Raw genomic sequence first — 19,148 nt, 5'->3', positions numbered from 1 at the left:
TTATTTCAGGGAATTCAAAAGTTATTTAAACAAAGCGGAACCGAAAAGCTATACGAGTAGGACAATATGAAGAAAATTAAAATATGAGGAAAATATTTTTATTATTTGTATTCATCAGTTTACATTCCTTTGCTCAATGTTGGCAAAGTCTTAGTGCTGGAGAAGATCATTCAGCAGGAATAAAATCAGATGGAACATTATGGACTTGGGGTCGTAACTCTAATGGACAATTGGGAAATGGAACTGTAGTTTCAACAAATGTACCTACTCAAATAGGAACGGGCAATAATTGGAAAAAAATAGAGGCGGGAAGTCAATATACAATAGCTCTAAAAACAGATGGAACACTATGGGTTTGGGGAAATAATGGGGATGGGCAATTAGGTGATGGTACTAAAACTGATAAGCTTGTTCCAACCCAAATAGGAACAGAAACTAACTGGCAGAGTATCAGTACTAGAAGTTTTCATACATTAGCTATCAAAACGGATGGGACACTTTGGGCATGGGGAGAGAATCGTTTTGGTCAATTAGGTGATGGTACTACAACCCGTAAAATGATTCCAATCCAAATTGGCACAGAAACAGACTGGCAAAGTGTTGCAACAGGTGGGCATCATAGTCTTGCTATGAAAACAAATGGAACCCTTTGGATTTGGGGATATAATGGGGATGGGCAATTAGGTGATGGAACTCTTACTAACAGAAATACACCAAAACAAGTAGGAACAGCTGCTAATTGGAGTAGTATCAGCGCGGGGAGAAATCACTCTTTAGGAGCTAAAACAGATGGAACCTTATGGACTTGGGGAGATAATGAAGACGGTCAGTTAGGTGACGGAACTACAATTGATAAATTGAACCCAACCCAAATAGGAACTTCAACCAATTGGCTCAATGTTTCTGCTGGGAGCATGTTCACTTTTGCAATCAAAACAGATGGAACTCTTTGGGCTTGGGGAGACAATGGTGGAGGACAGCTGGGGAACGGTGCAAATGCAACTGTTATGTCACCTATGCAAGTAGGAACTTCTTCAGATAATATGTTGATTTCAGCAAAATTTGGTCATACACTTTTAAAAAGCGTAGATGGCTTTTTAAAAGTGTGTGGAGGAAATACAAATGGTCAGTTAGGTGATGGCACAAATAATTGGAAAAATATGTTTATTCCTGTTGCTTGTCCTTCAAGTTGCACTCCTTCAGTGCAGTTTTCAACAAACAATATTACTTCTTCAACGGCTACTCTTAATTGGGCATCTTCAACATCAGCTCCCAACGGTGGTTATTTATATTTTTACAGTACCCATCCAGTTGTGGGTGGGCTGTCTGGAACGAGTGTTTCAACATCAGCAAATTTGATCAATTTGTTACCTAATACAACCTACTATTGGTATGTGGCATCTCATTGTGGAACCAGTCAGGGAGATTGGATATCGGGAGGTTCCTTTACAACACTTCCTGCAACTACAACAGGATGTTGGGATAATGTGAGTGCAGGCATTCAACATTCTTTAGGAATTAAATCAGATGGAACTCTTTGGGCCTGGGGACGTAACTTATACGGGCAATTAGGTGATGGTACTAAGATTTCAAAATATAACCCAATACAAATCGGAATTGAAAGTAATTGGTTGAAAGTATCAGCAAATTCTTTTCATTCAATAGGTCTTAAAAAAGACGGAACACTTTGGGCCTGGGGAGAGAATTATGATGGACAACTAGGTGATGGTACTACAACCGAAAAAATGATTCCAACCCAGATTGGGACAGCAACAGACTGGACAAGTATTGTTGCTGGATCTAATTATACATTAGCGATCAAGTCAAATGGGACGCTTTGGGCTTGGGGAGATAATTATTATGGACAATTAGGAGATGGAACAAACGTTAATAAAACCGTACCTACACAAGTAGGAACAGCAACAGACTGGATAAGTATTACTACTGGGTATAATCATACACTTGGCATAAAAGCAGATGGAACATTATGGACCTGGGGTTATAATTCTGCCGGTCAGTTAGGAGATGGCACAACTATAAGGAAAAATGTGCCTACACAAGTAGGAACGGATACAAATTGGAAAAATATCGCTGGAGGAATTCATCATTCAATAGGGCTCAAAATAGATGGTACACTATGGGGCTGGGGACAGAGTTTTTATGGACAATTAGGAAATGGAACTACAATTGATGAATTAACCCCAATACAAATCGGGACAGCAACAGATTGGAAGAGTATTCATGCAGATGGTTATTATTCTTCTGCAGGAATAAAAAATGATGGAACCTATTGGGCATGGGGAAATAATAATTATGGTCAATTTGGTGATGCTACAAAAATTGACAAAATTGTTCCAACCCAAATAGGAACTGCTACTGATACAAAAAGTATTTCATCAAGTACGAATAGTAGATTTGTGATCAATACGAATGGATTCTTGTCAGCGAGTGGAGAAAATGGATATGGGCAGTTAGGAGATGGTACCATTATTTCAAAAACAATTTTTGTACCTATTGCCTGTCCTGTAAGTTGTTATCCTCCTAGCCAATTCTTGTCTTCTAATATCACTTCTACTACTGCTGATATTAGTTGGACGGCAGCAGTTACAGCTCCTAGTGAAGGGTATTCGTATCTTTACGGTACCAGTTCAGTTATTGGAGGAACAGAGGTAAAAACTCTTTCTACAACAGCCAATTTGATGGATTTACTACCGGACACTACTTACTATTGGTGGGTGGCTTCTAATTGTGGATCCAGCCAGCCTGGTTGGGTACCTGCTGGTTCATTTACTACACCACCTGCAATTACAACAGGCTGTTGGGGAAATGTGAGTGCTGGTTATAATCATTCGATAGGACTTAAAACAGATGGAACTCTTTGGGCATGGGGAGATAATTTAGACGGACAACTGGGAGATGGAACTACAACTTCAAAAAATAGCCCAATACAAATAGGAACCGCAAATAATTGGAAGAAAATAACAGCCGGATTCAGCCATACTGCAGCTCTTAAAACAGATGGAACGCTTTGGACCTGGGGATATAATTCAAGTGGACAATTAGGCGATGGAACTAATACCAGTAGAACTACTCCAGCACAAATTGGAACAGCAACAGACTGGGTAAGTATTGCTGCGGGGGATCATTTTACAATAGCAATAAAATCAAATGGAACACTTTGGGCCTGGGGATCAAACGGTCATGGTGAATTAGGAAATGGAACAACCATACCTAAAAATGTTCCTATACAAATTGGAACCGGAAATAATTGGAAAATTGTTACGCCTGGTGGCATGCATACTCTTGCTATCAAAACAGATGGAACACTGTGGACCTGGGGATATAATTCTGATGGACAATTAGGAGATGGAACTAAAATTAATAAATGGAGTCCAACACAAATCGGTACAGCTGCCAATTGGAAAGATATTGGTGGTGGGTTTACCCATACGGTAGCTCTCAAAATAGATGGAACGCTTTGGGCATGGGGAGATAACTCTAGTGGCCAGTTAGGAGATGGAACTACAACAGGTAAGCTTACTCCAATACAAATTGGAATGGCAACAGATTGGGAGAGTGTTAATGCTGACTATTTTAGCTCCTCTGCAGGGCTCAAAAAAGACGGAACCTTTTGGGCTTGGGGAAGTAATAATTATGGACAACTAGGTGACGGTACAACAGTTAACAAACTTATACCTACTCAAATAGGAACAGAGACTGATAGAAAAGTCGTTGCAATAAATATGCATCACAGACTTGTTATCAATAGCCATGGATTTTTATCAAGCTGTGGAGGAAATACATATGGCCAGTTAGGAGATGGTACAACCATTCAAAAAACAATTTTCACACCTATTGCTTGCCCTACAGGTACTTTAGCTATTGCCGAAGTTTCAACAAAAGCAGATCAATGGAAAGTCTATCCAAACCCGGTGCAGGATATTCTTACAATCTCATACGATCAGAAGATTCTTTTTGTAACGGTTTACAATGCAGCAGGACAGCTGGTTCTTACAAAAGCAATTAATGATATAAAAGGAATAATAGATGCTTCCGGATTTGTATCAGGGGTTTATCTGGTTAAAATAAATGCTGTTAATGACATTGTTAAAACTGTAAAAGTTATCAAACGATAAATTATATAGCTAAAGATTATTGAGAGGTAAAATCCTGACAATCTTAGTTTTTATTAAATATATAGCGTCACTTATTTTTTAAGTGGCGCTATTTTTTGATAGGGTTTGAGATTCATATAAATTGTATATTTAATCTTTAAAATCACAGAATGAATAAGATTGATACTCTGAAAAAATATATTGAAACAGAAAGTTTTGAAGAACTGAACGCCCTTAATAATCAACATATCTTTTGGGTAGATTGGCGGGAAGAAGATGATGCCATTGTAGAATATTGCGAAAAATGCCTCCATACAGATGCTTTAAAGGCTGAAATGAACTACAGTGGAGATGATATTTTTCTTACGATTACTTATAAAGACCAGACTTTTAAAGAAAAAGTTATTGACCGGGATCCTACACTGATTTTCTTAAATAGAGTATTGCAGCCTGATTATGAAATTAGATTCTGTAAAGGGAGTGATGGATCTGATACTTTAGCCTTTTTGCCATTATCAAAAGCAGAATGGGTAGAATTAGAAAGTATTCACGGCAAAGAAAAACTGGATCGTTTATTTGAAATCATTCATCAGGAAACCCAGATGTTCAGTAAAGAATGGGATTTTGAGTTTGAATAGAGAGACTCATTAAAAATCCCTGAATAATAATTTATTACAATTTTAAAATAATGAAAAAAATACTATTCATTGGCCTTCTTTTATTTAGCTTTTCTATTGTATGTGCACAAACTTTAGAGTCAGGAAGCCGAAGTACAACAGGGTATATCAAATCGGATGGAACTATCGAAAATAGCAGCCGTTTCACAGTTGGTTACATTAAGTCAGACGGAACTATTGAAAATAAAAACCGCTCAATAATCGGGTATATCAAAAATGATGGTACTATAGAAAATCAAAATCGTTCTACTGTAGGATATGTTAAAAAAGATGGCACTGTAGAAAACAGTAATCGTTCCACCCTTGGTTACATTAAAGATGATGGAACGGTGGAAAATAGCAGCCGAAGTACCATTGGCTATGCGAAAGGCATCAAAAAAGAATGGGCAGCGGTAGTATATTTCTTTTTTAAGCTAGAGTAGGCCATACATTAAAATCATGCTATAAAACAAACTCCAAAGCCAAAAGACTTCGGAGCATGATAAACCTGGTTAAATATCTTTTAAAAGATAGGTTGTGTAAAAGCCTATCCGACTTTATTTTTTTGGTGTCAATGAAAAATTATCCACGTAAACGGCCTGATGAACTCCATTCAATAAAACTTTCAGACCTAAATGAGTATCTTTTTTTATAGAAATAGTAAATGTTTTTTTATCTCCCGTTATCTTGGAAGGCTTAGCTATAGAAACATATGATTTAGGATCAGAAGTATTGTTTACTGAGAAAATTTCCAGTGTGGTCTCTCCTCCGTTATCTGAAATATCAAGAGTAAGCGTATAGTTTCCTTCTTTAATTTTTGGAGTCACTAAATACATATTTTCTCCCGGGCTGTTCATCGAATAAAATATAATCTTTTTGTCACTGGCATAAAGCATGGTTTTTCCACCTGCCTGAGCAGTCCAGCATTTGTTGATATCCTTCCAGCTATCGAAATTTTCTGAAATTGCAGATTCGGTTTTACATTGTGCTTTTGCCGTTAGAAATCCTCCCATAGTTATTAGCCCTGCTAATACGACTCTTTTCATGTGTTATTTTTATTTATTTTATGTAAAAATAAGCAAAAAAAGATTATGCCTGAAATATCCGACTCAATAGATGATAAGAGAGTTTAGAAAATAAAGGGAATAAGGAGTTATTTTGAGCTATAATAATTGATAGTCGCTACAAAATAAATTGCTTTAAAAAGACAAATATTTACTATTAAGATACCCTATTCTAAGTGTACGTATAGCCATACTGCTTCATCAGCGACATTGTCGCTCTTCTTTGCCTTCTTACAATAAAACAGTAGAATCACTCATTCTTTGCGTTTCAAAAAAACAGTTTCTCATTTGGGTCAATGAAATAATACCTGATTCCTGTAAACCATGCCCCAAAGTCAGGAGACTGCTGAGAGCAGAGTTATTTTGAGCTATAATAATTGATGTCACTACAAAACAAATTGCTTTAAAAAGACAAATATTTACTATTAAGATACCCTATTCTAAGTGTACGTATAGCCATACTGCTTCATCAGCGACACCGTCGCTCTTCTTTGCCTTCTTACAATAAAACAGTAGAATCACTCATTCTTTGCGTTTCAAAAAAACAGTTTCTCATTTGGGCCAATGAAATAATACCTGATTCCTGTAAACCATGCCCCAAAGTCAGGAGACTGCTGAGAGCAGAGCTATTTTGAACTATAATAATTGATGTCACTACAAAACAAATTGCTTTAAAAAGACAAATATTTACTATTAAGATACCCTATTCTAAGTGTAAGTATAGCCATACTGCTTCATCAGCGACACCGTCGCCGTTCTTTGCCTTCTTACAATAAAACAGTAGAATCACTCATTCTTTGCGTTTCAAAAAAATAGGTTCTCATTTGGACCAATGAAATAATACATGATTTCTGTAAACCATGCCCAAAGTCAGGAGACTGCGGAGAGCAGAGTTATTTTGAGCTATAATAATTGATGTCACTACAAAACAAATTGCTTTAAAAAGACAAATATTTACTATTAAGATACCCTATTCTAAGTGTAAGTATAGCCATACTGCTTCATCAGCGACACCGTCGCCGTTCTTTGCCTTCTTACAATAAAACAGTAGAATCACTCATTCTTTGCGTTTCAAAAAAACAGTTTCTCATTTGGGCCAATGAAATAATACCTGATTCCTGTAAATGAAGCTCCACAGTTTAATCCAAATTAAATATCCAGCCTATAAATAAATTCCTCAATTTCTGTTTGTCTGGCATTGGCAAAACCTTTATCTGTACCAATTCTGATAAAACCACAGTTTTCCAGCACCTTTTGAGAACCCAGATTGTCAAAGGCAACACGTCCGAAAATAGGTCTGGTCTTTTCAAGGGTAAGAAGATCTTTCAATGCTGTTGTGGCAACGCCTTGTCCCCAGAATTTTTTATCAATCCAATAGGTGATTTCTGCATCGCCTTCTATCACAAACTTTGCAATGCTTCCTGCAATAGTGGAATCAACAATAATAGTCTGATTGTTAACGGTGGGTTCATCCAGTAATTGGGTGTATTTAGCCAGATAAGCTTCTTTATTTTGGGAATCTTTTGAAGTAAATGCAGCCTGATAATTGGCTTCATCATCAAGTTGAATCTGAAAAAGAATATCCAAATCACCAACTACTGTGGGTCTGAGTGTTATGTGTGTCATTTTGAACGATTTGTTGGTCTATCATCAAATATAATTAAATAGTATGATCCGAAAACAAGGGTTACATGTCGTGTTTATCAGAAAGGTAGGAGCGTGCAGGAATCATAAAATGTAATACACATTTAATGCTGAGGTAATTCCTATGAAAGCAGAATCCGGTAGTTTCGTAAGCAATGTATAAACGAATAGTAAGGGTATTATTTCTAAAAATTAAACTATGATTCAAAAACAAATATTAGGCTGGATGCTTATGCTTGCAGTAATTGGAGTTGGGTGCCAGGATAATCAGTTAACTTCAGCTTCCATGGAGGAAGAACTTCCATTGAAAGGTAATGCCAGCAGAACAGCGGCTGCAGAGATAAGTGTTAATCCTTATGTAGATACGAGTGCATATATCAATTCTGGCTTCAGCTTTTTAAATTCGGCTCAGGTTAATAAAAACCGTCAGGCCATTGGCGGAAATGCTTACACTGAAGTCTATGGATTCAATATTCCGGAAGAAAACAGAGTAAGAGGAATCCGTTGGAATACAGATGATGAAACGACCTCTATCTGGCGTCCACAAGGCATTGCAGGGTTTTCCAAAGACGGAGTTCGATATCTTTTAGTGAGCTGGTATGCAAAAGATGATGCCGAATACAAAGGTTCCCGAATTACCTTGATTGACATCAGTCCAAGTTCAAGCACTTATCTCACGTACCGACACATCTTGTTGGTACAGCCTGATATTCCAGCCAATATCACCAATTATACACAATATGGTTCTTACGCTCCACTCAAAGTACATGCTGGTGGAATTGCCTATTTCAAAGGGAAGGTGTATCTCAGCAGTACCAATCTGGGCGTTCGCATATTCGATCTGGATAAAATCATTGAAGTAAGTACAGGAGACACTACTAATGATAAATGTGGTAAAGATGCCAATGGTAATCTATTTGCCTTCAACTACCGGTATATATTGCCTCAGACAGGATATCAGAAAATTAATAATGCCAGCCCTTTCTCTACCATACAGGTGAATGATGAAGGAACCCAACTCTGGACCGGCCAATACTATGCAGGTAGTTCTGATGCTTCTATTGTTCCTAAAGTTTTTGGTTTCCCTATTGATGCCGGTGGAACACTTCAAAATTCAGGAATTGTGAGTGTAGCTCCCAAGAACAGTCTCTTTACCGATAATCATGCCCACGGCATCCAAGGCGTTTTCCGAAAAGGAAGCAGAACATGGCTTTCCTGCACCGGATCTCCAAGCAATTCTTATGGTTCCAATGCCAGACTGGCAAGATATACCGACGGTGCCGATGATACTGTACGCTATCGATGGCCCTATGGTGCAGAATCCCTTTATCACGAATCCCAATACAACTATCTGTGGAGCCTCACAGAATATGAACCCAATGCCGGAGCCCAGAACGGTAGCCAGGTTAACAGATGTATTTTTGCGGTGGATTTTTCGAAGTATGAGTAGAGGATGGCTGTGTATCAAAGATTTATAAGACAAAATTGTCATTACAATAATGATGATTTTCATTTGTGAAATAGTGGCTAAAATATTGAATCTGCTCTTACAGATCTTGGTTTGAATAAACTCGATAAGTAAGATTTTCTAGATATTGCTTATTCTCACAAGCTACAATCTCATTTGCAAGTAATAAGTTATGTCTATTGATATAATACATTTGTTCTGAATTTAATTTTTTGATTCCAGACGTATTAATACCTTCAGGGTGCTTTCCAGAATAAAAATGAATGTATATTTTACTACTTAGTGGTAAACTTATGTATGCAATTTCTTCTATGTCAGGGTTAAAATATGGATTAATTTTTTTTCGATGGGTGGCAGCTCCAAAATCAGGCAAAATGAAATAATCATCTTTATTTTCTGGTATTTCTATTATAAAATAAATTAATCCCATTTTTGAAATAATTTCATTACCAAGTTGTAAATAATCATCTCCACCAAGATATTTAGAATCTCCTCTATTATTAAAAAAGTCATAAAAGCTCTTCTTTAAACCATTTACTGCATTATCCATTACTGGTTTTAATGCATTAAAAAAAATGGTTTCTAAGTTTGCCTTATATGTTGGATTTCTAAAATTTGCAATTGCTCCATATCTCGCAAGATACAAGAGTGCTGTTTGTGCTTCAATATTTACATTTTTATCAGCAATTAATTTTAATATATTTTTATAATAGAAATCAAAATCATTTTCATAATATTGGTTAAGTTGCTGTTCAATAGTTGTATAGTCATTTAAACCATCCTCGTATTTTGTATTTAAATCTTTTTCACTGAAAATCCTTTTAGAAGATTTTTTTGTTTGAAACAATTTAGAAGACTTATTGTACAGGTATATCTCATTTTGTTCATTAAAAAAATTCTTTATATGAACCTGTGAAATATAATGATGATTACGCGGTGTACTCATAAGATTTCATGATTTTTAATCTATAAAATTGATAAATTATTGATTGTTTAAAATTTGTCTGGTAGCAAGTTATTGATTTTTAATTCTTTTAAGAACTTCATTTTTATCAAAATCAGGCGGGAGTGGTTTGAATGTCTTATCTGTTTTTGTTAAACTATATTTTTTTCGTTGAAATTCTCTCAGTTTATCTATCTCTATAGTTCCTAAAACAGTTACATTATTTTCCCCACCTTTTAGCTTTACAATATCAACATCATATGATTTAGCAGGCTGACTAATTCTAGTATCACCAAAATGACTTGAATTAACTTGTACAACATAACAATGTATGTCTCTTATAATCGATTCAACTAAATTTGAAAAATAATTTGTATCCTGATTGTATTCAATAGCAAAAAGTAAATCAATTTTACTTCGTAATAAACTGCGATGTGCAATGTTAGCAAGTTCAAAACAATAAAATACAGAAAAGTATATATTTTTCCATTTAAAGATGTGGTATCTGCTTTTTGATGGTTTTGGAACTAAATAATGATTCCCTTTAATAAACTCTTCTTCAAGAGGTGCATAATGATTTTTTAATCGGAAAACAATTGTAGCATCTTTATAGCCATCAATTTCAATAGGTAAGATAGTCGCTACAAAATTAAATGAGTAATTGTTTACAGTTATATGTTCCAAACCAGACACTACTAAAGTTTGATTTTTTTCTGCATATCTAACCAGACTAGAAAAGATCTCTACTGGAATAAAGAATTCAGGAAAAGCTACAATGTCAACCTTATTTCTTCTTGTTTCTTTAAGAAACCGTACAAGATTTTGATAACGTGTATTGGAAATATTGGGGGTGTTACGTAAGCCTTCAATAATATTTTTATGATCAATAAAAGTATTTGCTACGCCTATTTTAGGTTTTAGTTTCTCTTCAGTAGAGTTAAAATGTATTTCTTGCAAAACTTCATCATCATTATTATTCTCTTTTATTTTATAAAACTTATCCCTAAAATAATCGATACTTTTCTCAAATTTATCTGATGACATATGATTTTGATTTGCCATTTTGAATCTTTCAAAAGCTTGATTGAGAAAATGTTCATTTTCATAATAATCTGCGATATCAAAATATCCATTTTTATTTTCCATTGCTTTTTTCTTTTAAATCAGTAAATAATTGTGAAATTGTGCACTCCCAAAATTTAATAGGGCGTGGTGAGTTTGATATCAGATTGTTATCAATTGTATAGTTTTCCACATTAAAATTTAAGCTTAATAGATTAATCCGTGTTGTGTAACTTTCTTTAGTATAATTTAATAATGGTATAGAAACATAATGATGTCTCATCATATTTGTTTTTCGGTACCTCATTGACCAAAATGAATCTGGGCGTGTTATTTCGTTAAAAAAATAGTTAATATAATCACTTTCCAATTTGTTACTTCTATATTCAAAATTTTTTAAAACTTTTTTGTTCTGTTTTAAGAAATTTGGATTTAATGATAAAACTAGTTCGTGAGAAATATCTAAAAATTTAATCAAAGTATCCATAATATGATGATTTTTAACATTTGTACCTTTGAAATAGTCTTTATGTAGATTAATTTTTTTTATTTCTTCTATACACCTAAAATAAAAATCTACATATTCAGCAGGTTTATTATTAACTAATAAATATGTAAATATCTTTTCCCATAATCTATAAAATTCAATTATATTTTGGCCATTAAACAGTTTTAAAAACTTCTTAATTTCATCATCGGAAACACTTTTCTTATGTTTAATTGCTCCAAGAATTTTATTGGTTAAATAAACAGTTAAACCATATCTATTTTCTTTATAATCCTTGAGTGTTCTCACTTTACCATCAGAATCAGTATAGTTCAAATAATATGCATTTTTATCAAAGTCACCAAGGTCTTCATTGTCATCAGGAAGATCTTTAAATTCGCTTGATTTAAAATCTAATTCTTGTTTCAATTTATCAATTACTAAGTCCGATTCTTTATAATCAAAGTAGTACATAGATGTTTTTTGTGATTGACAAACTAAATTATCATACTGATCTATTTTGACAATATTTTTACCATCTTGACCTGGTATGATTTTAAACAGTGGATATAGTGTTTGTAATAAATATTTGTCTACTCTTGACAATTCAAAAACCGTTTGGTTAGTATCCCAATTGATTTCGGCTAAAACTTTTGTTTTATATTCATCAAAGTCAAAAGAATATTTTTCATAAATTCCATTTGGATAATCTTCGATATTTGGTTCAGAAAGTACAATTAATATATCATCTACATACCTACCGTAATATGCAGGCTTAAACTTATTAGTAATAATTTTATCAAAATCATTTAAGTAGTGATTAGCGATAACATATGATGATAATAGCCCTATAGGTATTAATGATTTACTTTCCAATTCTGGAGAAAAGTCATAAGGGAATTTATGCTTTTTTGCAATTAGATTCGAATAAATAACGTGTATTTTTCTTAGAATATAATTTATACAATTAAAATTTTCATTATCTATATTAAAATATCTATCTAAACTTACACGACAGGAGTGAAAGTAATCTTTAATATCTAAATTTATAAATAGAGCATTTTTTTCATTATTTAATAGATTCTGAGCAACGATTATAGATTCATCTCTCCACTTTTGATATTGTGTAAAATATGGCTTAAATAATGATGAGTTTTTAATTACATCTGTTTTTTCTTTGTTTAAGATTAATCTGTTACCCTTACATTCTTTTAATAATTCAGTGTCAAATTTAAACCCAAACTCATTTATCCAAATAATGGATATAATATGTAATTCAATTGGAATATTAATAAATGCTGTAATCTTTTCTAACTCATATAAGTTAGATTGCTTCTTATTAGTAACAAAATTCTCATCTTGTTTAGAATCGTGTATTTTTTTAGGAAAATAATTTACATTTATAGAATTAAAAAGTTGTTTGAAATATTCACTGTTTGGATTAAAATCGTTTAACTCATTAAGTAGTTTTGTAAATTTGGATTCTAGATTTTCTTCTATACTTTTCTCATTTTGTGTGAAAATATCAAATATGTCTATTGTTTTATCTGCTGTATATAATTTAGAAACTTCCCAATTAAGATTAAAATTGGATTTTACAGTGTCCGTTTCGAATTCTACAAGTTTTTCCCTTAGGAAAAGTTCAGTATTATCATAATAGACATATGTTTTTAATTTATTGTATGCTAACTTAATTTTATCTAGGCTTAGGTTCATTTCCTGTAAATATTATTATGATTATTGGTGATAATTAATTCTTTATTTATTGTAGATATATAGATTATTATTTTTTTTAATATCCGTTGTCAATCGTTATATAGTATTTGCTAATAAGTTATATAAATATGGGAATTTTTCTGACTTGTTTAAAGTACCAGTCACTTCGAGCAAATAGGAATCTATTTATAAGTTTTGCTGTTTTTCATGGATATAGAATTATTTTTTAAATATATAAAACTGTACTTTATTTTTATTATGGATTTCCGTAAATCTCAAAAATAAAAACTTTCTTAAATTTTTGAGTCAGTATTTTTACTGAATTCCTTTAAAGCTTAAAATAAGTATAGAATTTAAAACTTGGTAAAATCGACACAATAAATCCCAACTTTTGTTGGGATTTATTGTGTCGATTTTACTAATTAAATTTTAGATTTTAACTTATGAGTTTTCTAGATCAGCGAATTTAAAGTGTTTTAATTTATAAATTATGAGGATCCTGATTATTTTATAGTTGCTGAATTATATAAAATAAGAATTGAACTCTATATTTTATCAGACCAGCCATCAGTATATGATTCACGATCACCATTAGTTCCTAAATACAAAACTTCTACTCTATTCCAATCTGGATTAATTTGGCTAACTCTACATTTATCTTTTGATTCATAAGTTACTTCAATTTTTCCATCATTGTTTTCAATAATGAATTTTTCTTTAAAAAGGATTGGAGCTATTGTCTCAAGTTCTTGAGATATTACAGTGGCATTATTTATTTGTGGTAAACTAAAACTGTCTTGGTTTGCAGCAATTTTCTTTGTATTTTCAATTATTTGATTATATATTTCTTTCATGGTTTTAGATATTTTTATTTATTATTTTTTAATTTCTGATCTAGTTTATATATAAATTTTGCGAAAATATAATCTAACCCTGGATTAGGTTTATAAATATTTTCTAATCATTTGTTAGTTATTAAGTATGAATAGAAAAAATAGTGAGATCTATAAATTCTATCTATATTCCAACCATTTTGAAAAAGTTGGCAAGGGTTAAATTCTTAGCATGACAAATTCGCATGATCGTAAGAAGAGCAATTTGATAGTTTTCATCATCCTTTATTCTTCGAACGGTCTTTTCATCTATATTATGATCTACTGCAAACTTGCTGTTATTATTCATGGGGATAACCCATTCATCCCTTATAAATTCAACAATTTTTCTATTTGCTTCTGTCATAGAAACAAATAAATTACTTATTCTTATAAAAATCTCGGACTTAAGTCCGAATGTTTGTAGATTTTTACTACATTTATAAAAAAATACAAACACATGAAAAAGAATAAAACAGATTTAAAAACCAGATGCCGGATCAATCGTAAGAAATACTCCGCATTACAGCAGATAGAAGCGTTCTTTCAGTTCAATGATCTGGTGGGTTCTAAAGAGCTATTAAATAGGATTGTGAGTCATGCCGTAAGGAGAAACAGCAGAATAGATGCAGATTCGGTGGTGATCTTTCAGTTTCATCAGGCGGTGCGGTCGTTGATCAGAGCAGGATATCTTATCATGCTGAAGGAAAGGAAATGGGTCATCAATACTCAGTTGGAGAAGGTTTCACCCTTACTTTTCGGGTTGCTTTCTGAGGAAGAATACCAAAATCCTTTGCTGGTTTTTCAAAAGGCCTTCAGCGAATACAGCATCAAAGAGTTTGATTATTTTATGTCCGGAATGGTTTATTTCTCAATGGGTGTTTATGAGAACCTGCCGGAAAAGAATATCATTAATCCGTATATTCATCTGATAAAAATGCTAGATGCAGCACACCTCATTCTGGAAAGGAGAGAGGAAAAGGGTTAGAGACTGGAAGCTGGAGGTTACTTTAAGTTATTGTATTTGGATAGCTACTACAAAAACAAATTGCTTTAAAAACGCAAAGATTTTATAATGTATTGTAATATTTTAAGGGAGCAAAGATGGAATCAATTTCATTGATTCTTTCCAAGCGCATACATAACCACATCGCTTCATCAGCGACATTGTCGCTCTCTTTTGCTTCCTTACGATAACCAGTAGAATCACTCATTCTTTGCGTTTAAAAAAAGCTATTCAATAAAGGTTGAGAGTTGGAAACTGGAGTTTACTTTAAGTTATAGTAATTGGATAAGTATTACAAAAACAAATTGCTTTAAAAACGCAAAGATTTTATAATGTATTGTAATATTTTAAGGGAGCAAAGATGGAATCAATTTCATTGATTCTTTCTAAGCGCACACATAGCCACATCGCTTCATCTGCGACATTGTCGCTTTCTTTTGCTTCCTTAAGATAACCAGTTGAATCACTCATTCTTTGCGTTTCAAAAAGCTACACAAAGCTTCCTGACTTTAAGTCAATGCAATAAAAACAATTCCGTAAAATACTCCAAAGCCAGGAAATTTTAACGGATACGTTTTAAAAATTAGCGAACAAGAAAATATATTCCAGCAGCAATTCCGGCATAGGCAACAACGGTAATAATATCAGCTATGGGTTGTGAAAACCGTTTTTCCGCAATTTTCTCGGCATTAATTTGGTTCTTATGGAATTTCAGCGTTTTTTTAGCATTATGAACCGGGTGTGCTACAAGGCTGTCGCCTTCCCATTTGTCAACGATTACTTTATAGCTCTTGCCATCAACGTCAATTTTAACATTTTTATTAGAGGAAAGTTTCTCCTGGATATTGATGGGTGCAGCGGGTTGTTGAGAACTCTTACTTTTAAATTCAGTGGTTGTACTTTCCATTGGTAAAGAAGCCATATTAGCAGAAGCTGAGGCCCTTTTAGGTTCTTGCTTGTTGTTGGTTTCTGTATTCGTCTGCTTTTTAACCTGGTAAGTATAGCAGCTGGTAAGAGAAAATAATATGATGATGAGATAAAGATTCTTTTGCATTGGTTAAATTTAAGAATTAAACGGAATATTTAGTGTTTTCTTTTGAAATATCCTGTTTTTTTTGAGAATAGAGTAGCAGTTTATGGATGTTTTAGGGCATGCATTATGGCCATTTGTTTTCTTAGTTCTTTTGCTTGTATCCCTGTTTAAATATAACGTAAAGATTTTATAATACAATTGCAATATGTTGAGGAAGCAAAGAAGGAATCAATTTCATTGATTCTTTTTAAGCGAACGCAGGGCCATATTACTCCATCAGCGACATTGTCGCTCTCTTTTACCGCCTTAAGATAAAACGGTAGAATCACTCATTCTTTGCGTCTCAAAAAACTGTTCTTTCGTGGCTAAAATATCTCATATTCTTATTCTATGAAATTAAATCATTTAGATAAAAAGATAACCAGCCATTTTTCAACCCTCATAACTTCCTTCTTCCGGCCTCCAGCTTCAATACAAAAAAGCCTTTCAGTTTTCCTGAAAGGCTTTTTTTATTATTTAAAAATCTCATTCTGATAAAGAAGATTGTCACTTTCATCAAAACTTATGATCTCTACTTTATACTGCTTTGCGCTGTCGTTATTGAAGAATTTAATTCTTGGTGGAACATAGTCGCTGTCAAATAAATTAGGATTCCAATAAAGGGTTTCGCGGGTATCATTTTCAATTTTTGCATTCTCATCTATCATTTCAACAAGAAATTCTGAAGGTCTATCATAGCCTTTTATAATGGCTGAATTGTTTTTTGGGGCTTCTTTTCCTTTATTTTTAGACTTCATATTGCCTTTCATAGTATAGATGGCTACTGCATCACCTATTAATCCTGCTCCTTTAAGGATTTTTACCATAGCAATATTGTTGATAGGCAGGGTAGAAATCATACTAGGATCTGTAAGGATTTCATCTAAATAGAGCTTAGCCTGCTGACCACGAATATAAGGTACATTTACCCCTGAATTGTTTTTCTGGAAGGTTAAACCGGCAGCTCTTCCCTGTAGCCAGTCTAATATATTAGCCATTCCCTCAGCATGTTGATCTTCATTTACAAAATCAAATATAGTAGAATTCATAGAGCTGAACATTCCGGTGGAAAGTTGTTGGTCCAGTTCTTCTTTTGGATCTTTCTTTTTTCCTACCAATTCTACTTCTTTAATCTCAATATCATTACTCTCTGTCTTTTTGATGTTTTTTTGAGTATTAATTGCTTTGGCGATGGCTGGTGGAAGGGTTTTATTTCCACTGGCTTTTACCAATTTATATTTTGTCCCCGGGAAATTGCCTGTAAACGGTGTAGGATTTACCAATGGTTCTGCCGTTACGAATAAATTCTCTGCCGATGATTCTTTATCATCTTTTGAATTGGCAAATAATGAGACCGTCAAAGGTTCATCATTGCTAAGATTATTTAAATAGACATAACCGCTTTGGTCAGTTTGAAACGGACTGATAATGGGTTCACTTTTCCCTGACTTCAATAATAAAATGACACTGGAGTTGATCATCAGGGCGTTATTTTTAACAGGTTTTACCTTATAAGAAAGGAATTTCTGAGATTTGGTTTTAATGGTTGGTACAGATCCGTTTAATACCGAGTTCCAATCAAACCTGTTCCATTTTTCAGAAATAAGTAAAGCATCTAGAGCTTCGCTATTGGCAGTTTTAGAAAAATATTGAGCCGGGTTGTCTATTTTGGTAGTAAAATCTCCTGTTAACCAAAGTCCGCTCAGAATATTGTCTTCTTCAGGCTTCTGAGTTCCGTCATCCTCGCTTACCAAAACCGTATAGTTTTTAAAATAAGATTCCGGAGAAAGATCAATACTATTAAAAGATCTTGGAGTCTGTTTGATGCTCTGACCTATAATTTCAGCTTTCTCAAGCTTTAAATCGTTGGGCTTGATGAAACAAAGTCTTTGGGCAACCAGATTGTCCTGATCGTCAAAAATAGCTAACTGAAAAACACCGTTAGCTCCATTGCTTATTTTGGTAGGAATAAGACTGGATGCTTCGTTGCTTAATTGCTTAATAGTGGCTTTGTAAGCAAGGTGGTTATTAATAGTTCCTACAATTTTATAATTTTGAAGCTGTTGTTTTAAATTAACACCTTTTAAAGTATACTTAATTCCCTCTTTTGAACTGTTAACTACTAAATGAAGACCGCTGTCTGCAACCTGTGGAAGATCTATTGTTTTACTTTTCCCCGCATTATCCTGAATGATAGCCTGGTATTTTTTTCCTGAAGCTGGAGTTATCGTAAAAGAGGCCACATTTTTATCAAAAGACTTAAAGGTTGTGATAGAAACATTTGGGTTTTGTGCATCTACTATTTTTCCGGACCAGTTTTCCGGCAAAGAAGCATTGCTGGTTAATCTTACAGCAAATTTTGTAGGCACACCATTAATGAAATTACCACCTTCCGGGATGGTTTTTGCAGACCAGTCTGAACTTTTAGAAACTACTAATGATTCCGTAGAGTTGGGATTGTAAACCGGAAAAGATTTAACAATCTGGAATTCTTCGTTAAAGTTGGTCATGTAAGGCGTATAAGCTCTTACAAAGTACACTTGTTCCGGGAGATCTTCTTTCAGCTGAAAGTCTCCGCTGCCTTCACCATTGGTAAGAAGTACTGTTTTCCAGGCTATTAATTTTTTATCAGAATTGTACAATTCTACAAATAGAGTAGTAGATAAGGTGGAACGGTTATATCCATCAAATACAAAGCTTTTGAACCAGATTTTGTCACCTGCAGCATATTGTGATTTGTCGGTAAGTACATATACTTTTTCTTGTTCGTAATTATCCTCAAGACTTGTAATTGCTTTTTCCAGTTTCGTTTGGGCCAATATAGGTTGCACCATGGAAAGAAGCAATACACCGAATATATTTTTCATAGAAATCTTAACGCATTTTAATTCAGCGCTAATTTAATCATTTAAAGATTTGAAAATTGATATTTAGCAGGTTATTTCAAAAGAAAGAAATTAATAATTAAGATCTTCAGGATAGAATTTGTGAACAAGGGATATGTGTTGATCTATTAAATTTAACAAATATTGAGGTTTCTTTA

General features: G+C 33.6%; 16 protein-coding genes. 5 read left to right on the top strand and 11 right to left on the bottom strand.

The annotated features are described in order from the left end of the window. Window positions 1-83 precede the first annotated feature (83 nt). The 3 genes from BLS98_RS13110 to BLS98_RS13100 all read left to right on the top strand — a co-directional run bounded on the left by BLS98_RS13110 (window position 84) and on the right by BLS98_RS13100 (window position 5,214). Complete coding sequence (locus tag BLS98_RS13110; RefSeq protein ID WP_089736962.1) at window positions 84-4,136, top strand: RCC1 domain-containing protein; 4,053 nt, start codon at window positions 84-86, stop codon at window positions 4,134-4,136. A 149-nt stretch (window positions 4,137-4,285) separates the two neighbouring features. Further along, window positions 4,286-4,753, top strand: a complete 468-nt coding sequence (locus tag BLS98_RS13105; RefSeq protein ID WP_089736961.1) for a hypothetical protein — start codon at window positions 4,286-4,288, stop codon at window positions 4,751-4,753. A gap of 50 nt (window positions 4,754-4,803) precedes the next feature. Beyond that, a complete protein-coding gene (locus tag BLS98_RS13100) occupies window positions 4,804-5,214 on the top strand; it encodes a 5-fold beta-flower protein (RefSeq protein ID WP_089736960.1) in 411 nt (136 codons plus the stop codon). Window positions 5,215-5,328: 114 nt separating this feature from the next. Here BLS98_RS13100 and BLS98_RS13095 read toward each other — a convergent pair whose 3' ends face one another. Together BLS98_RS13095 and BLS98_RS13090 are read right to left on the bottom strand one after the other, a co-directional pair. After that, a complete protein-coding gene (locus tag BLS98_RS13095; RefSeq protein ID WP_089736959.1) occupies window positions 5,329-5,817 on the bottom strand; it encodes a hypothetical protein in 489 nt (162 codons plus the stop codon). A 1,167-nt stretch (window positions 5,818-6,984) separates the two neighbouring features. Then, the gene (locus tag BLS98_RS13090) at window positions 6,985-7,461 is read right to left on the bottom strand and encodes a GNAT family N-acetyltransferase (RefSeq protein ID WP_089736958.1); all 477 of its coding nucleotides are present in this window, start codon (window positions 7,459-7,461) and stop codon (window positions 6,985-6,987) included. A gap of 217 nt (window positions 7,462-7,678) precedes the next feature. Here BLS98_RS13090 and BLS98_RS13085 point away from each other — a divergent pair, with 217 nt between their 5' ends. Next, a complete protein-coding gene (locus tag BLS98_RS13085; protein WP_089736957.1) occupies window positions 7,679-8,929 on the top strand; it encodes a hypothetical protein in 1,251 nt (416 codons plus the stop codon). Window positions 8,930-9,026: 97 nt separating this feature from the next. Here BLS98_RS13085 and BLS98_RS13080 read toward each other — a convergent pair whose 3' ends face one another. The 5 genes from BLS98_RS13080 to BLS98_RS13060 all read right to left on the bottom strand — a co-directional run bounded on the left by BLS98_RS13080 (window position 9,027) and on the right by BLS98_RS13060 (window position 14,394). After that, the gene (locus tag BLS98_RS13080) at window positions 9,027-9,893 is read right to left on the bottom strand and encodes a DUF4238 domain-containing protein (RefSeq protein ID WP_089736956.1); all 867 of its coding nucleotides are present in this window, start codon (window positions 9,891-9,893) and stop codon (window positions 9,027-9,029) included. Window positions 9,894-9,962: 69 nt separating this feature from the next. Continuing rightward, window positions 9,963-11,036, bottom strand: coding sequence for a hypothetical protein (locus tag BLS98_RS13075; protein ID WP_089736955.1), 1,074 nt, complete (start codon window positions 11,034-11,036; stop codon window positions 9,963-9,965). Continuing rightward, a complete protein-coding gene (locus tag BLS98_RS13070; protein ID WP_089736954.1) occupies window positions 11,026-13,155 on the bottom strand; it encodes an RNA-directed DNA polymerase in 2,130 nt (709 codons plus the stop codon). Before BLS98_RS13070 ends, BLS98_RS13075 begins: the two co-directional genes overlap by 11 nt. Before the next feature lie 545 nt (window positions 13,156-13,700). Further along, complete coding sequence (locus BLS98_RS13065; RefSeq protein WP_089736953.1) at window positions 13,701-14,009, bottom strand: hypothetical protein; 309 nt, start codon at window positions 14,007-14,009, stop codon at window positions 13,701-13,703. A 163-nt stretch (window positions 14,010-14,172) separates the two neighbouring features. After that, window positions 14,173-14,394 carry a hypothetical protein gene (locus BLS98_RS13060; protein ID WP_089736952.1) on the bottom strand — a complete coding sequence of 74 codons (222 nt, stop codon included), beginning with the start codon at window positions 14,392-14,394 and terminating at the stop codon, window positions 14,173-14,175. A 93-nt stretch (window positions 14,395-14,487) separates the two neighbouring features. On the opposite strand from BLS98_RS13060, the gene BLS98_RS13055 reads away from it, so the two are divergent. Next, on the top strand, window positions 14,488-15,015 hold the full coding sequence (locus BLS98_RS13055) for a hypothetical protein (RefSeq protein ID WP_089736951.1): 528 nt from the start codon (window positions 14,488-14,490) through the stop codon (window positions 15,013-15,015). An 82-nt stretch (window positions 15,016-15,097) separates the two neighbouring features. Here the strand turns inward: BLS98_RS13055 and BLS98_RS23335 are convergent, their stop codons facing one another. The 4 genes from BLS98_RS23335 to BLS98_RS13045 form a co-directional block, all read right to left on the bottom strand. Further along, on the bottom strand, window positions 15,098-15,241 hold the full coding sequence (locus tag BLS98_RS23335) for a hypothetical protein (protein ID WP_167356226.1): 144 nt from the start codon (window positions 15,239-15,241) through the stop codon (window positions 15,098-15,100). Between the two features lie 119 nt (window positions 15,242-15,360). After that, the gene (locus BLS98_RS23330; protein ID WP_167356225.1) at window positions 15,361-15,504 is read right to left on the bottom strand and encodes a hypothetical protein; all 144 of its coding nucleotides are present in this window, start codon (window positions 15,502-15,504) and stop codon (window positions 15,361-15,363) included. A 112-nt stretch (window positions 15,505-15,616) separates the two neighbouring features. Next, complete coding sequence (locus BLS98_RS13050) at window positions 15,617-16,087, bottom strand: hypothetical protein (protein WP_089736950.1); 471 nt, start codon at window positions 16,085-16,087, stop codon at window positions 15,617-15,619. A gap of 491 nt (window positions 16,088-16,578) precedes the next feature. Next, the gene (locus BLS98_RS13045; RefSeq protein ID WP_089736949.1) at window positions 16,579-18,972 is read right to left on the bottom strand and encodes a hypothetical protein; all 2,394 of its coding nucleotides are present in this window, start codon (window positions 18,970-18,972) and stop codon (window positions 16,579-16,581) included. Window positions 18,973-19,148: the final 176 nt, after the last annotated feature.

The sequence above is a fragment of the Chryseobacterium jejuense genome (assembly GCF_900100075.1).
GTDB lineage: Bacteria > Bacteroidota > Bacteroidia > Flavobacteriales > Weeksellaceae > Chryseobacterium > Chryseobacterium jejuense.
Note: the sequence above shows the minus strand (reverse complement) of the source record. Positions and strands in the feature narration are given on the sequence as shown.